Origin of the sequence: Bradyrhizobium sp. ORS 111 (assembly GCF_045571485.1) — a bacterium.
Taxonomy (GTDB): Bacteria; Pseudomonadota; Alphaproteobacteria; order Rhizobiales; family Xanthobacteraceae; genus Bradyrhizobium.
Genome location: NZ_CP120701.1, coordinates 2418895 through 2433813, shown reverse-complemented (window position 1 = coordinate 2433813; position 14919 = coordinate 2418895). Strand labels below are relative to the sequence as shown.

General features: G+C 61.5%; 6 protein-coding genes and 6 pseudogenes. 8 read left to right on the top strand and 4 right to left on the bottom strand.

The features are described from left to right. Positions 1-17 precede the first annotated feature (17 nt). Positions 18-695, bottom strand: a pseudogene (tnpC, locus tag P6U30_RS11220) (IS66 family transposase); the annotation flags it as partial. Positions 696-731: 36 nt separating this feature from the next. Continuing rightward, a pseudogene (locus tag P6U30_RS11215) lies at positions 732-1199 on the bottom strand (transposase); the annotation flags it as partial. Between the two features lie 624 nt (positions 1200-1823). On the opposite strand from P6U30_RS11215, the gene istA (P6U30_RS11210) reads away from it, so the two are divergent. The 4 genes and pseudogenes from istA (P6U30_RS11210) to istB (P6U30_RS11195) all read left to right on the top strand — a co-directional run bounded on the left by istA (P6U30_RS11210) (position 1824) and on the right by istB (P6U30_RS11195) (position 6704). Next, entirely contained in the window at positions 1824-3326 is a 1503-nt protein-coding gene (istA, locus tag P6U30_RS11210) for an IS21 family transposase (protein WP_407170428.1), read from the top strand. Further along, positions 3323-4165 (top strand): IS21-like element helper ATPase IstB, encoded by an 843-nt coding sequence (gene istB, locus P6U30_RS11205; protein ID WP_407169186.1) that lies wholly within the window; start codon positions 3323-3325, stop codon positions 4163-4165. Before istA (P6U30_RS11210) ends, istB (P6U30_RS11205) begins: the two co-directional genes overlap by 4 nt. 195 nt (positions 4166-4360) lie before the next feature. Further along, a pseudogene (gene istA, locus P6U30_RS11200) lies at positions 4361-5910 on the top strand (IS21 family transposase). Between the two features lie 17 nt (positions 5911-5927). Next, complete coding sequence (gene istB, locus P6U30_RS11195) at positions 5928-6704, top strand: IS21-like element helper ATPase IstB (RefSeq protein ID WP_407170427.1); 777 nt, start codon at positions 5928-5930, stop codon at positions 6702-6704. A 1119-nt stretch (positions 6705-7823) separates the two neighbouring features. On the opposite strand, the gene P6U30_RS11190 is transcribed toward istB (P6U30_RS11195), so the two are convergent. Continuing rightward, positions 7824-9347 carry a porin gene (locus P6U30_RS11190; protein ID WP_407169184.1) on the bottom strand — a complete coding sequence of 508 codons (1524 nt, stop codon included), beginning with the start codon at positions 9345-9347 and terminating at the stop codon, positions 7824-7826. A 474-nt stretch (positions 9348-9821) separates the two neighbouring features. On the opposite strand from P6U30_RS11190, the gene P6U30_RS11185 reads away from it, so the two are divergent. From P6U30_RS11185 to P6U30_RS11170, 4 genes and pseudogenes are all read left to right on the top strand, one after another. Further along, entirely contained in the window at positions 9822-10304 is a 483-nt protein-coding gene (locus tag P6U30_RS11185; protein ID WP_407169183.1) for a MarR family winged helix-turn-helix transcriptional regulator, read from the top strand. Between the two features lie 1649 nt (positions 10305-11953). Beyond that, positions 11954-13216: an IS21 family transposase gene (istA, locus tag P6U30_RS11180; RefSeq protein WP_407169139.1), complete on the top strand. Its 1263-nt coding sequence runs from the start codon at positions 11954-11956 to the stop codon at positions 13214-13216. Further along, positions 13213-14069, top strand: a pseudogene (gene istB, locus P6U30_RS11175) (IS21-like element helper ATPase IstB). Before istA (P6U30_RS11180) ends, istB (P6U30_RS11175) begins: the two are co-directional and overlap by 4 nt. 166 nt (positions 14070-14235) lie before the next feature. Then, positions 14236-14553, top strand: a pseudogene (locus P6U30_RS11170) (IS21 family transposase); the annotation flags it as partial. Here the strand turns inward: P6U30_RS11170 and P6U30_RS11165 are convergent. Further along, positions 14532-14910 (bottom strand): annotated as a pseudogene (locus P6U30_RS11165) (IS66 family transposase); the annotation flags it as partial. The pseudogenes P6U30_RS11170 and P6U30_RS11165 sit on opposite strands and share 22 nt — an antisense overlap. Positions 14911-14919 lie beyond the last annotated feature (9 nt).

Sequence of the window (14919 nt, the reverse complement as noted above, 5' to 3'; positions counted from 1 at the left end):
CGAGCGCGGCATAGGCAAGTCATGATCAGCGTCGCCATGATGGCGGCGCGGTCAGCGCCGCGTTCCGAGCCGGCCGACAGCCAGGACTTGCGGCCGAGAGCAAAGCCGCGCAGCGCGCGCTCCGCCGCATTGTTTGTCAGGCAGATCCGCCCTTCATCGATGAAGCGAGTGAACCGATCCCAGCGGCGCAGCATGTAGTTGATTGGCTTGGCGACCGATGAGGAGTTCGATAGCCGAGCACGCTGCTCGCGCAGCCACGCTTCCAGCGCCGCCAGCAAGGGTGCGCTTTGCTCTTTGCGCACCCGTAGACGCTGTTCGGCGCTTGATGCCGCGCTCAATATCGAACAGTGCATCGATGCGCTTGACCGCCTCAAGGGCAATCGGCGAGATCGCCGCGGCATTCTTGTCTCGCCTCGAATTGGCGGCGACGTCCGCCAGCTCGAAGAACTGCCGCCTAGCGTGGGCCCAACAGAGTGCAGGCGTCACCGTTCCCTGTGCGCGCGAGGCGTCATACAGCTCGTTGTAGCCGCTATAGGCATTGGCCTGGAGGATACCGAAGAAGCTTTGAAGATGCGTGTGGGATGCTCCTGCCGCCGGTCGCGCGAGGCGTAATAGAGCGCACCCGGGAGCGCCCGTCCGCCGAATGGCCGATCGTCGCGAACGTAGGTCCAGATGTGCCCTGTCAATCGGCGTCCAATTTTGGCTCTGACGCAGTTTTGATGCAGCTCCTTTCATTCTGCGCCGATCAATCTGGCTTGAAGCAGATCGATTTTCCCGCGACCGTACATTTGACGTCTAACGAGCTTGAGGCGCCTGATCTGACCTTCGGTCTGTCCGTTGGACCAGGGCAAAGTAATTGCTGCTCGAACCGCCGCTTCATCCTTCGCTACGCCGCTGGCGAACGAGGCGACGAGACTGGCGCGGGCGCGCTCGATCCATGGGATGAGGCCTGCCTCGGTCTTGCGCCGGATCATCAGGTGGAATTCGGCGATGATCTCGCGTGCCTCGACCAGGGTTGGTACGCCAGCTTCGATCGCCGCCACCGTGACGGTCTCCGCCTTCGTGAGCAAGTCCCGCCCGATGGTCATCAGGCGCGCGATCGTTCTGGCCGACGGAATCCGCTGAAGGCTTCGGGCGTCGGCCTTTTCAGCCCGTCGTCTGCGGGTCGCCCACTCGCTGACGACGCGGAGTATGGCGCGACAATCAGGATGAGAGCGCGTATTGCCTCACGTATCCATGCTCCCGAGTTCGGTCCGTTGCCTCATTTATTTTGCTCCCGGCATGGGTGAGGAGGAGGCCGGGCGCGGAGAAGCGTGTCCTTGCTCACCGCAGCAACAGCCGTTTTGCGAAGCCCGCTGCCGGTCGCCCCCCAAGCGCCAGACCGAGGTGATGGACGAGAGTGTCCAGCCGCGCCGTGCGTCGCGCCGATGGCGCCAATATCCCGTCGGCGAAACGCTCAGTGAAGATCTGGCGTCCGCACAAGACGGCGTCGCAGCGGAAGCGGCGGGCGATCACCAGGAGCTCGACGATCCGCCCGGACAGCGGCAGATTGCGTGTTTCGGCAATTGCCGGACGCGGATTTCGGTAATTCGCGGACAGCTGCGCGGCGGCGATCAGGGTGAGACTCCAGCGACAATCAAGGTGAGACTGCGCCGATGGGGACGGACCGAAGGGAGGGCGTAGCCCGACTGGAGGACCGTCCCCATCGGCGTCGCGCGTTTTTGGACCCGTCTGGCGGCCGGGTGCGGCTGGTGCAAGCTGTTGATTCGTCTCGACAAGAGGGAATCGATGCCTTGCCTGGCCTCCACATCACCGACCACCAGATGAGGCTGTACATGACCTACCGACAGACACTGTCCCCCGAGGCCGCCGCGGCCAAGGCGGGGTTCTCGAAGGCAAGCGCGTATCGCATCGAGGGCGATGCGCGTCCGCCATCGCAGAAGAAGGCGCCGAGGGGCCGGCGCCGGTCCGATCCGCTCGCGCAGTATTGGGAGGCCGAGATCGTTCCGATCCTGAAGGCTGCGCCCGGCATCCGCGTGATCGGCGTGCTGGACGAGCTGCGCCGACGGCATCATGACCTGAACCCGAACATCCGCCGCACGCTGGAGCGGCGCATCAACGCCTGGCGGGCGCTCAACGGCCCCGAACAGGACGTGATCTTCCGCCAGCAGCACGAGCCCGGCCGCCTGGGTCTGTCCGACTTCACCGACGTGAGCGCGCTCGGTATTACCATCGCGGGTGAGCCGCTCGATCACCGGCTCTATCACTTCCGGTTGGCGTTCTCCGGCTTCGAGCATGCCCATGTCGTGCTCGGCGGCGAAAGCTTCGTCGCCCTGGCGGAGGGCCTGCAGAACGCGCTGTGGGCGCTTGGCGGCGTGCCGCGGGAGCATCGCAGCGACAGCCTGTCGGCAGCGTTCCGCAATCTGGCCGCCGACGCACGGGAGGATCTGACGCAGCGCTACGCCGGGCTGATGGGCCACTATGGCATGGCGCCAACGCGCAACAATGCGGGCATCGCACATGAGAACGGCTCGATCGAGAGCGCGCACGGCCATCTCAAGCGGGCACTGGAAGATGCGCTGTTGCTGCGGGGGACGCGCGACTTCGCCCGTCTCGATGCGTACCGAGCTTTTGTCGACGAGATTGTCGGCCGGCGCAACGCCAACCTCGCCAAGCCGATCGCGCTCGAGAAGGAGGCATTGGCGCCACTGCCAAAAGGCCGCACGACCGACTTCGAGGAGAAAGTGATCCCGGTGACGTCGTCAGGCGGCTTCATCCTGCGGCGCGTGTTCTACACCGTGCCTTCAAGATTGATCGGCCACCGCCTGCGTGTGCGCATCTTTGACGACCGGCTCGAATGCTTCCTTGGCGTCACACCGGTCGTGACGCTGCGGCGCGGTCGGCCTGTGTCCGAGAGCCAGGGCGGTCATGTCGTGGATTACCGGCACATCATCCATGCCCTGCGGCGCAAGCCGATGGCGCTCCTCAATCTCGTTTATCGCGACCAACTCTTCCCGCGTGCAGCTTACAAACGTCTGTTCGAGACCTTGCGGGAGCATGGTGATGACCGGCGCGCCTGCAAGGTGACGGTCGAGCTTCTGGCGCTGGCTCACGAGCGCGCCTGCGAAGCAGAACTCGCCGAGGCGATCGCGATGGATCTGGACGCCGGACAGTTACCCGATCTTGCCGCGCTGCGCGACCGCTTCCGGCCCGAGGCGGCCTCGATCCCGCGTGTCGCCGTCAAGCTGGCGCCGCTCGACGTCTACGATGAACTCGCCTCCGTCAGCGTCATGTCGGGCCGCTCGAACCTGGGAGAAGCAGCATGACCGGTATCGCTACCTCCGTCGATGCTGCCCGTGTCGAGCTGCTTCTCAATGAGCTCCGCCTGCCGGGCGTCAAGGCGATCTGGCCGAAGCTCGCCGCACAGTCGGACAAGGAAGGGTGGCCTGCCGCCCGCTTCCTCGCCGCCCTTGCCGAGCACGAGGCTGCGGATCGCGCCCGCCGTCGGATCGAGCGACACATGGTGGAAGCGCGTTTGCCCGCCGGCAAGACGCTCGCCACCTTCGACTTCGAAAGCGTGCCGATGCTATCAAAGGCACAGGCGATGGCGCTCGCCGCCGGCGACGCCTGGTTGAAGGCCGGCGCCAATTTGCTCTTGTTCGGTCCACCGGGCGGCGGCAAGACCCATCTCGGCGCGGCGATCGGCCTGGCTCTCGTCGAGAACGGTTGGCGCGTTCTCTTCGCGCGAACCACTGATCTGGTGCAACGGCTGCAGGTCGCGCGGCGCGAGCTGGCGCTGGAGTCCGCGATCGCCAAACTCGATCGCTATGACCTCCTGATCCTCGACGACATCACATATGTGAGCAAGGATCAGGCGGAAACCAGCGTGCTGTTCGAGTTGATCGCCGCCCGCTACGAACGACGCTCGCTGCTGATCACGGCCAATCAGCCATTTGGCGAATGGGGGCGTATCTTCCCGGACCAAGCAATGACGTTGGCTGCCATCGATCGTTTGGTCCACCACGCCACGATCCTCGAGATGAACGTCGAAAGTTACCGTCGAAAAGCTGCCCTCGATCGCAAGCGCGGTCCAGGCCGGCCGCCTGTTCACACTACCCCAAACGAACTCGACAAGACTTTGATTGACGCTGGCAGCGCCGCTTGATTGTCGCGCAGCGTCAATCAACGCTTGCCAAGTCGACGGCCAGCGTCAATTATCTCCTGACTCGGCCGCCTCGTCTCATCTTGATTGACGCGCCGCTCTCATCCTGATTGTCGCGCTATAGACAGCCGTGGAGGTTGGTTTTCGGGAGCGCCGTTCGGGCAATGTTCTCTCTCAAGCTGAGTTTGAGAGGGGGCAATGCCGAGACGGAAGCAAGCGAAACGGACAACTGTGAAGGACCTTCGATCGATCCTGAGGCGGACATATGAGCAAGGCCTGTCGGTCCGGGCTATCTCGGAACGGCTGCAGATCAGCAAGACCTCGGTTGCCACCTACCTGCTGCGGCACGCGAAGCCGGCTTAAGCTGGCCGCTGCCGCCGATTTACGAGAGCGAGGCGGCGTTGCAGCGGGCCCTGTTCCGCCGGCTCGGACGGCCGCCCCAGGACCTGAGAGAGCCTGAGTGGCCGCGCGTTGCGCAGGAGCTCAAGCGCAAGGGCGTGACGTTGACGCTGCTGTGGCAGGAATACCGAACGGTCCATCCCGACGGTTATGGCTATACATGGTTCTGCGAGAAGTTTGCCGTCTACCAGCGCCGGGCGACCCCGACCTTCCGCCATCGCCATGCGGCAGGGGCGGTCATGCAGACCGATTATGCCGGCCACACGGTGTAGGTGATCAACCCGCAAACCGGCGAGATCCGTCAGGCTCAGATTTTTGTCGCGGTGCTCGGGGCCTCGTCGCTGACCTTCGCTATGGCGAGCTTCGGTCAGCGACTGCCAGATTGGCTCGAAGGCCAGACCCGGGCCTTAGCGTACTTCGGCGGCGTTCCCAAAGCGATCGTCTGCGACAATCTGAAGGCCGGGGTCGTCAAGGCGTTGTGGTTCGAGCCGACGCTCAATCAAACCTTTGCCGCCATGGCCGAGCATTACGACACGACGATTTTGCCGACCCGCAGCCGCAAGCCGCGCGACAAGGGCAAGGTTGAAGGCGCGGTGCTGATTGTCGAGCGCTGGATACTGGCGCGGCTGCGCCACCGGCGGTTCTTCAACTTGGCCGATCTCAATAGCGCGATTGGTGAATTGCTCGAGGAGCTGAACAGCCGGCCGATGCGCCATGTCGGGAAATCCCGCCGGGAGCTGTTCGAGGAGATCGAGCGCGCCGCGCTGGCGCCACTGCCCGGCGAACCATTCGAATATGCCGAATGGAAAACGGCCAAGGTCCACCCCGATTATCATGTCGAGGTCGACAAGACCTTTTACTCGGTGCCGCACCGGCTGATTGGTCGTCGAGTGGACGTCCGGCTTACCTATCGGGCCGTCGAGATCTTCCAGGATCACCAGCGTGTCGCCAGCCATGTGCGTCGTTCCCAGCGCGGCGGCCATGTTACGGTGAACGAGCACATGCCCAAGGCCCATCAGCGTTACGCCAATATGACGCCGGCGGCCTTGATTAAGATGGCGGCGCGGATTGGCGTCTGCGTCGCCACGCTGGTCGAGCGGTTGATGCGCGAGCGCCCGCATCCCGAACAGGGTTATCGTTCCGCCATGGGCATCATCGCTCTGGCGCGACGCTACGAGCGCAGTCGGCTGGAAGCAGCCTGCGAGAGGGCGCTCGCCATCAACGCGATCAGCTACTCCTCCGTGAGCGCCATCCTCAAGTCCGGGCTCGACCGCGCGAGCCCTGCCACCGAACCCGTCAAAGCCACGCCCTCCCACGCCAACATCCGTGGCGGGGCCTACTATCAATGAAGGAAAGGACCATCGTGATGCTGACCCACCCGACCCTCGACCAGATGCAGGCACTCGGCCTGGCCGGAATGGCGGCCGCCTACCGGCAATTGGCCGAACAGGACAATGCCGCCGATCTCAGCCGGGAGGAGTGGCTTGGCCTGATGCTCGATCGCGAAGCCGCCACGCGTGCCGACAAACGCCTGACCAATCGCCTGGCCGCAGCAAAGCTGCGCTTCGTCGACGCCTGTATCGAAGATATCGACTTCGCGTCCCGCCGCGGGCTTGATCGGCGTAACACCCTGCAGCTGGCGCAAGGCGCCTGGCTCAAAGCCCATGAGAACCTCATCGTCACCGGCCAGACCGGTACCGGCAAAACCTGGCTGGCCTGTGCCTTCGGACGTCAGGCCGCCAGGCTCGATCATTCCGTCCTCTACTTGCGGATGCCACGGCTGTTCGAAGACCTCGCCATGGCCCGCCTCGACGGTCGCTTCCCACGTCTGATCGACAAGCTCGCGCGCGTCCAGTTGCTCATCGTGGACGATTGGAGCACCCACACCCTCAATGACCAGCAGCGCCTCGATCTCCTGGAAATCTTCGAAGAGCGCTACAGGCGCAAATCCACCCTGATCACGGCCCAGCTGCCCGTTGCGCAATGGCATGACATGATCGGAGAACCCACCATCGCCGACGCTATCCTCGACCGGATCATCCACAATGCGCACCGCATCGCCCTCGAAGGCGACAGCATGCGGAAGAAAAAAGCCGCGCCCCCCTTGACCAGCACCGAAAACAGCGAAACCAATCTTAAGTGACTTCAATCAGGCAACCGAAAAGCCCGCCGCAGCAGCACTGTCCGCGATTTAGCGAAACTACTGTCCCTTAGTTAGCGAAACCACTGTCCCGTTTTTGCGAAATACGCAGCAGATCGGTCACGCGCAGTCGATATCGGCTATGAACGCGTCGGCAAACCGTTCCGCACGACGGGCACAGAGCAACGCTTCCGGACGCCCGGACCACAATAACGGCCTTATCGCCTTCGTAGTACGCACTCTCTACAACAAACCCACGCGGCACCAGACTGGAGCGGTGGAGCGATTGCTGCAGGCGCTGATTCTCCCCCAATCAATGCGCCAGACATCCCCTTGAACTGCATCAAAAGTGAGTCAGAGCCAATTTTGCAGGCCGAATGACAGTTAGGCTTCAAAGGCGTCCACCAAAGGCCGGCTCTGCTGTCGCACGAGGCAACGCTCGTCCCTCTTCCGGGCTGCGGCCGCGGATCTCTTTCCTGATCGCTTAGATGGCGACGATGTGCTTCAGCGCCTCGCTTGCGATGGGTGCGGGCCCGCTGCCGTGACTTCATAGAAGTTGCTGCGCATAGTGCGGAACACGACGTCCTGTCGAGTAGGCCGAGGGAGTGTCACCCAGAACCGAACGCGATCTCTCGCGTCATCCTGTTCTTGTCACCCAACCGGCGCGTGACCGAGGCGCACCCAGCGGACCGAAGAATGAGGGATTGCGCGTCGCAAGTCGTTTAGGCGCAGCAAGCGCCGTCCCCTGTGCATGGTGAGTGACTTGTACTCTGTCGGAGCCAAGCTCCATGCCGCGCCGCAATCAGGATCGAAGCTTCCCAGCCAGATTGCGGCGCTATAGCTCCGAGACGTTCATCAAAGCGCGTGAACAGCTTCCACATCTCCGTCGGACAGAAACGGCCATAATGCGGCACCGCCCTTGAAGGACTGGACGGACTGTTCGGGCTATATCGGCTGGTCATACTGCCTATACACCGGCTGCCGCATGGACCTCAGTTCGACAGGTCGGATAGAATGAATCTCGATTTAAAAAGGCCCCCAGTGGGCATACTGGAGGCCTCCTTGGAGGTTAACTTAGCTATACAGCGCCTTTCTCTCTCCTTTTGCTAGCTTGAAAGAAGCTCACCAGTTGCGCTGAGCGCGGAGCAGCAGCGTGAGGCTGTTCTGGTCCTTCAGCTCGTACGCGGCCGCCGGCTTGGCGATACCGGTTTGCAGGGGTAGCGCCACCGTGCTTCTGCTCGCATACTTCTGATCGATCATCGTGTAAGCGAGGTCGGCCGAGAATGTCAGGTTCTTGACTGGCGTCCAGCGCGTGATCACACCAGCAACCGCATAGTTCAAGTCGGGGTTACAGCCGGCGAGCCCGCTCGATAGCGCAAGGCTTGCCACGAACGCGCCACAGATGTAGCCTTTGGCAGCGTTGTTGTATCGTAGAGCAGCCCACGCGCCATAAATACCAGTATTCCAATTGGGATTCCAGTTGTGGGTGTAACCACCACGGAAGCCGTACGTTGTGGTCAGCTCCTGGCTAGATCCGGTCACGAACACAGAGTCTGACACACTACCAATGCCGACGCTCTGGTAGGTGCCCGGCAAACTCGTGCCCCCGTATATTGCATACGTGGTCGACATCAGGTCCTGGAAGTTGTAACGGCTTGCACCGTTCGTATACACGCCCGTTAGGTTGATCGTGTCGCCCGCGCCGGTCGGGATGTCCTTGATCGACAACGCCAGCTGACCAGCCCAGCCCCATTTGTCGGAAGGATAGCCCGTCACTTCGGACGCACCATAATAGCCAGCATGGTTATCGTGCGCGGCAAACGAGGCTTGGAATAGTCCCCAAGCCTGATCAACACGAACCGCCGCAATGAGGTCAGGGGCCCGCGCACCGCCGATGTCGTTGGCTCCATACGCACCGGTTGCGAGACCGGCGGCCGTGGCACCGCTCACGTTCCAAACGTTTGTCGTACCTGTGATGACCGGATCCTGGGCCGAGAAAGAGGCCGTGATCCCCTGGCCGAAATCAGCAGTATAGCTGAACTGATTAACGCCAGCGATCCAGCCGCCACCGCCGGGCAGACCGTCGATGTTGTTCGCTGGATAGTTGCCCCAGGGAGCGGAGAACTGCGACGGCGCTTTGCCCAGGGTGAAACCAGCGAACTGGATGAAGGCGTAGTAGACGCCGAGAAAACCACCAGCAACTTGAGAAGCGGTCGATGTGGTGTAGACCGTCGAGCCGTTCACGTTGGTCGTGCCGCTGCCTGTATAGGTACCCGACGTCCAAGTGAACGTCGCATCGAAGTAGGTGCGAAGCATGCCGTACTCGGTCGCGGTGCGCGTGTCGATGCTGAGGTCTTCACGAGCGCGCCAACTTAAATAGTCGCTCAGGCGGTTGCGAGCACCACCCACACCGTTATTGGCTGCGTCATAATGATAGCTGGTACCCACTGAGGTTTCGGCCCGCACATACCCCCCCAATTTGATGCACGTGTCAGTGCCGGGAACGTAGTAGAAGCCGGCCCCATAGAGGGAGCAAATCTTCACGTACTCGACAGCTTTGGCTTTCAGGGGAAGATCTGCTGCCTGCGCCCCGGCGGCCGCAAACATCGCCGCGGAACCGAGGATAAAACTCTTTGTCAGTTTCATATGAACCTCCAAGTTGGAAACGTCGTTTCCATCCTTCAAAGATCCGCCGAACCTCGCCATGGGCGGTGGTTGACGGAACAACTTCGAGGCGCCCCCTCGCTGTCAATTGCCATATAATTTTTAAAATCAATTGCTACAATAAACTATTGTAAGCAAGCATTGCTTTGTTGGAATATGTTGCACTCGAGCAACAGTTGCGTCTCATCAGGTTTGGCGTGTTATCAGCGCGGATTTTTACGAAATGAACAGCCCCGGGGGGACCTCCAGGAGGGCTATCTTTTGATGACGTGACCGATGGCCGAGTATCGGTCCGACACATTGATGCCTTGAGATAATTGCATTTGTAAAGTGTTCTTTTCGGATTGCGACTGTGTCTCCCGAGCTCTATTTCGGGAGGCCGAAGAGGGATACCAAGGTTCGTGCAAAGGGATCCGCTGTGCGCCCTAGCGACTCGAATTTGGCGGAAAGACCGACATGACCGAAAAAGGACACCCCGAAAGGGCCGTTAGTGATTTCATCTGGAACATTGTCGAGATTCACTCCCAACTCGAGGAAATACACAAAAGTTGGGCCCAGATGTTGGGAATAACCGAACCACAGTGGTTGATCCTGATGGCGATCGATGAGCTCGACGAGGGGCGCGGGGTCCCGGGAATTGCGGTTGCGAGTAAACTACGAATCCATCCCGCCTTCGTTACCAACCAAACGAAGAAGCTCGAAAACATGGAATTCCTCACCCGCGTAACATCGCCCGATGACGCAAGGTTCCTGCAGATGTCGCTGACTCAAAGGGCACGGGCGGAAATCGCGAATCTATCAATCAAAAGGCAAGCCCTCAACTCGACGATGTTTGGCGAACTCGATGAGGACTCCCTTCGCTATCTGAATAAGCGGCTGACCTCGATCGCCAAGAATAGCCGATTGGCCTCTCAAAAACTGAGTATAGGCATATTGTAGGCGGATCAACCGATGCCTTGTCGATCCGCTCCTAACTCATGATTTCCCTTATGATCGCTGGTCGCCCTCTGAAGGGAAGCATTGCATGGTGTTTCTTAAGATGCCTCTTATATGGCGGTCCCGGATCACACATTGAAGAAACTGCTCAGGGCACCCAATTTCGGGATTGGAAGCGGCCCAACATCAATAGTGCTGTCCTGGCCGACAATGGTTATCGACCTGAACTGTTGCGAGCTTATACTTTAGCCATCCGAAGGTGTGATCGTCGGAAGACACGAAATTCTCGATCTCCCCGACGGCGGTCTTGGTCATCCGCGGCATGGCCAACTCCAGATCGATGTGCGCCGCCGAGCAGTCAGCCTGTAGTTTGATCGCCTCCGGCACGCCGGCCGATTGTAGACGTCGTCATGAGAGACAACCAGAACCGACATGCCCCAACCACTCAGCGCGGACAAGAGCCTTCCGAGCAGCGTCGCTCCTGTTTCTCCTTCCCTGCTGATGCAAATGACAGCCGGGGCGCATAAATCGGAATCGCCGGCTGGCAAGTAGTAGCTTAGCAATTCGACTTGCTCGCAGCACGCAATTTGTATCCGCGCCACCTTCTTCAGAGATCCGAACCTCTGAATCACAGCCTCGACTTTCGACGAAATTTCTTCACTTCAGAGATCGCCTTCATCAAGTAGTCGCCTAGCCACTTCAAAGGTGGTCAGAGCTCAGAGCCAAGCCTCGGTCGTCCCATCGAAGGCTCCCTTTTTTATGTTCAGCTCACAAAGACGGCACTGAGCATCTCCGATGGTTGTCCATCTTCGACCCAGCTCTGTCGATCTATGGTTCCGTAGAGGTCATCGAGATTGTCAAGGAACACCGCGGCACCTCGTCGCGCGCAATGCGAGGCGCTCCTCGAACGCCAGCGCGGCGATGTCAGGCTGTCGCTGCTGTTCATCGAGGGCCTTTGCGATGCCTGTTGAGCTCGAGCGCAACGAGGCGATCGTGGGTGGGATGTGTCGTGTCAACATCGTCCCTCCTTTCTTCGCTGGTAGTAATCGGTGCCGCGGATGTTGTCGTGTCGGATCGTGGGCCGTCCGGCGGACTCTCGTTTGCGTAGGCGCGATCGAGCCCGCGCCGCAGGATCGACTTGGCATCCGCCAGCAACCGCGTGTTCAATGTCTTCAGCCGCTTGGCCTCCGACACCTCCATACCGCCGAACTTCGCCTTCCATTTGTAGTCGTCCGTGAAGAACTCGATTCAGCCCGGAACGAGCTGAAGTGGGAGGATGAGCTGGGCGAGGATTTGGTGCAACAGAAGCTCGAGCCAGCGGATGAGGCGACGGAAGTTGTAGCCGGCGGCGGCGAGGACGGCATCGGTGTGAGTGCCGGACGTAAACTCCTCAAGAGTGCCGTTTGAAAATTCCCCAGGTTTCGTGCAGCCCGGCCTTCCAGGGCATGCGCTGGAAGGCCGGGCGGCGAACCGACTCACCGATGCTGTCACTGGGCGGTGAATACTCCCCAAATATGGGCATCGAAAATTCCCTAGCTGGCATCCCAGCCTGAAGGGGCCGCGGCGCGTAGGCCCCACATACCGGAGCGCTGCGGCCCCTTCAGGCTTTCCGCATCCGATCCTGTCCCGAAGTGATTCGGGGGGCGGAACGGATGATCCAGCTTGGAGATCTCATCGTGATTTTGGACCTTCACCGTCAGGGCTTGTCGATTAGCGCGATTGCCCGGCGCACGGGGCGCGACCCGAAAACGATCCGCAAATACATCGCGCGTGGTCTCGAGCCACCCGCCTATGGCCCTCGCCAGGCTGGCCGGCCGAACAAACTCGCACCCTATCTGGACTATTTGCGCGAGCGCATCGCCGCATTCCCCGACTTGAGTGCCATCCGGTTAACGCGCGAGCTTCGCGAGCGTGGCTACACCGGCGCCTACACGGCCGTGAAACGCTTCGCGGCTGCGATCCGTCCCGACAACGCACCTAAACCCTTTGAGGTGCGATTTGAGACGCCTGCCGGGAAGCAGGCGCAAGTGGACTTTGCTCGCTTCGTGACCATCTTCACCGACGAGCCCGGTGTGACACGGATCATTTGGCTGTTCTCGATGGTGCTCGGCCATTCGCGGTTCATCTTCGCCCGCTTCGTCATGCATCAGGACCTGCAGACGCTGCTGCGCTGCCACATACAGGCTTTTGCGGTCATCGGCGGTGTCCCGATCGAGATCCTTTACGACCGCATGAAGACGGCCGTGACGGGCGAGGACGGCGATGGTCACATCGTCTATAACCGGTCGCTCCTGGCGCTCGCACAACATTACGGCTTCCATCCGAGGGCCTGCCGGCCGTACCGCGCCAAGACCAAGGGCAAGGTCGAGCGTCCGTTCAGCTACATCCGGCAGGACTTCTTCCTCGCGCGCAGCTTCCGCAATCTCGACGATCTCAACACCCAGCTCGATGACTGGCTCGCGACGGTTGCGAACGTACGCGTGCATGGCACCACGCAGAAAGTCGTCGCTGAGGCGTTTGCCGCCGAAAGACCCGAGCTGCAGGCGTTGCCGGCAGGGCCGTTCGACGCGCTGCTCAAACTCGAGCGCCGTGTCAGCCACGACGGGCTCGTGTCGATCGGCGGCAACTATTACAGCGTACCAGACCGTACGCGGCGCATTGTCGAAGTGCAGCAATTGCCTGATGTAATCCGCATTCTCGACCAAGGCGAAATCGTCGCCGTCCATCCCGTTCTGGAAGGCCGCCGGCGAACTCGCGTCGCCCCCGAGCATCGCCAGGCCGTCAACCGATCCAGGTCGCGACCTGGCGTGTCCGAAGCCCTCGTCGGTCGGGCCGGCGATCACATCCCACGACGGTCGTTGGAGTTTTACCAAGCTGTCGGCAAACGGCTCGCCCACTCGGGAGGCCGGCCATGACCATCCACACGCAACCGGCAGCGATCGACAGCGTCAAGAAAAGCCTGGTCGCACTCAGGATGCCACGTGCGCTGGAAATATTGGACACTACGCTGCGGCGAGTCGAACAGGGTGAGGTCACCTGGATTGAGGCGCTCGATCAGCTGCTTGTCGAGGAGCTGACGTTGCGCGACAATCGCCGTGTCAGCACCGCGCTGAGAATGTCTCGCCTGACCACCGTCAAAACGCTCGCCGGCTTCGACTTCGCATTCCAGCCCTCGCTCGATCGCAATCGCATCCTGGCGCTTGCCGAATTGAAGTTCATCGACCGCGCCGAGGTGGTCCATCTGCTTGGGCCACCCGGCACCGGCAAGAGCCATCTCGCGACGGCGCTCGCGGTCGAGGCCGTCAAGGCGGGAAAGAGCGTCGCGTTCGCCACGCTCGCCGACATCGTCACCACCCTCGCAAAAGCCGAACGCGAAGGCACTTTGCGCGAGCGCCTGCGGTTCCTCGCCCGCGCCTCCTCCTTGTCGTCGACGAGATCGGTTACCTCCCGGTCGTGCCCGGCGGCGGCAATCTGTTCTTCCAGTTGGTCAACGCCCGCTATGAAAAAGGCGCGATGATCCTCACTTCGAACCGCGGCTTCGCCGAATGGGGCGAGGTCTTTGGTGATGCCGTCGTCGCCACAGCATTGCTTGATCGCCTGCTTCACCACGCAGTTGTTATCCAAATCGAGGGATCGAGCTATCGGCTTCGCCAGCACGCTGCCCTCGTACCGGAAAACGTCCGCTCGCGCCCGCTCACAAACCCGCCGCAGCCCAAGCGCCGCGGCCGCCCACCCGGAAGGACCAATAACGATCCCGATAGCGGCTGATCCCCGAACCACAATCACCGTCACCTAGGGAAATTTGGAAGCCCATTCTTACGGAAAGTTCGCTGCCCGTTGACAGATGCTCCTCCCGTTGGCGGGAGGGAGGGGTGCGGTGATCAAACTCGGGGAGCTTGTCGTGATCCTGGAATAGCATCGGCAGGGCGTCTCGGTGTCGGCCATCGCCCGCCAACTTGGAATCGACCGCAAGACGGTGCGGACACACCTCGCCAAGGGCTTGACGGCGCCGGCTTACTCGCCGAGGCCGCCGCGCACGCGTCGGATTGATCCGTTCGTAGCGTATTTGCGCGAACGGCTCGCCGCCTTCCCGGCTCTGACGGGCCGCCGCCTGCGGCGAGAACTCAAGGAGCGCGGATATCAGGGTGGATACACCGCGATCACCGATCTGGTGCGTGAACTACTCCGACCGTCGCGGACAATCGGCTTTGAGGTCCGCTTTGAGACGCCGCCCGGAGAGCAGGCGCAGGTCGTTGGAGCCTCAATGACGACGCGCTCGCGTTCGATGTCATCCGGCCATGGTTTGCGCACCGGCCGCTTGCGCATGAAGGGGCAGACGTTCTGCGTCTTCCGCGGCGGCCTGCGCGGCAAGCTCATCCTCGCTCGCCGTGGTGACGAGTTCTTCGAGCTCCAACTCCAGCTGCTCGAGCAGCCGTGCCGTGCGCCCGGAGCGCTGCCCGTACAGTTCGCGTTTGAGCTTCTCGATCCGCAGTTCGAGATGCGCGATTAGCGCCTCGTTGTCCGACAGCTCCGCCCGCGCACTGGCAGCCACCGCCTCGGCGCGCAGCCGCGCCTCACGCTCGGCCTGCAGCACCGCCAGGGCACTCACAAGGTCCGA

What these genes read in the sequence shown, in the direction of transcription:
- istA (WP_407170428.1), top strand. Translation starts at nt 1,824, where the DNA reads ATGAGGCTGTACATGACCTACCGACAGACACTGTCCCCCGAGGCCGCC.
- istB (WP_407169186.1), top strand. Translation starts at nt 3,323, where the DNA reads ATGACCGGTATCGCTACCTCCGTCGATGCTGCCCGTGTCGAGCTGCTT.
- istB (WP_407170427.1), top strand. Translation starts at nt 5,928, where the DNA reads ATGCTGACCCACCCGACCCTCGACCAGATGCAGGCACTCGGCCTGGCC.
- P6U30_RS11190 (WP_407169184.1), bottom strand. Translation starts at nt 9,347, where the DNA reads ATGAAACTGACAAAGAGTTTTATCCTCGGTTCCGCGGCGATGTTTGCG.
- P6U30_RS11185 (WP_407169183.1), top strand. Translation starts at nt 9,822, where the DNA reads ATGACCGAAAAAGGACACCCCGAAAGGGCCGTTAGTGATTTCATCTGG.
- istA (WP_407169139.1), top strand. Translation starts at nt 11,954, where the DNA reads ATGATCCAGCTTGGAGATCTCATCGTGATTTTGGACCTTCACCGTCAG.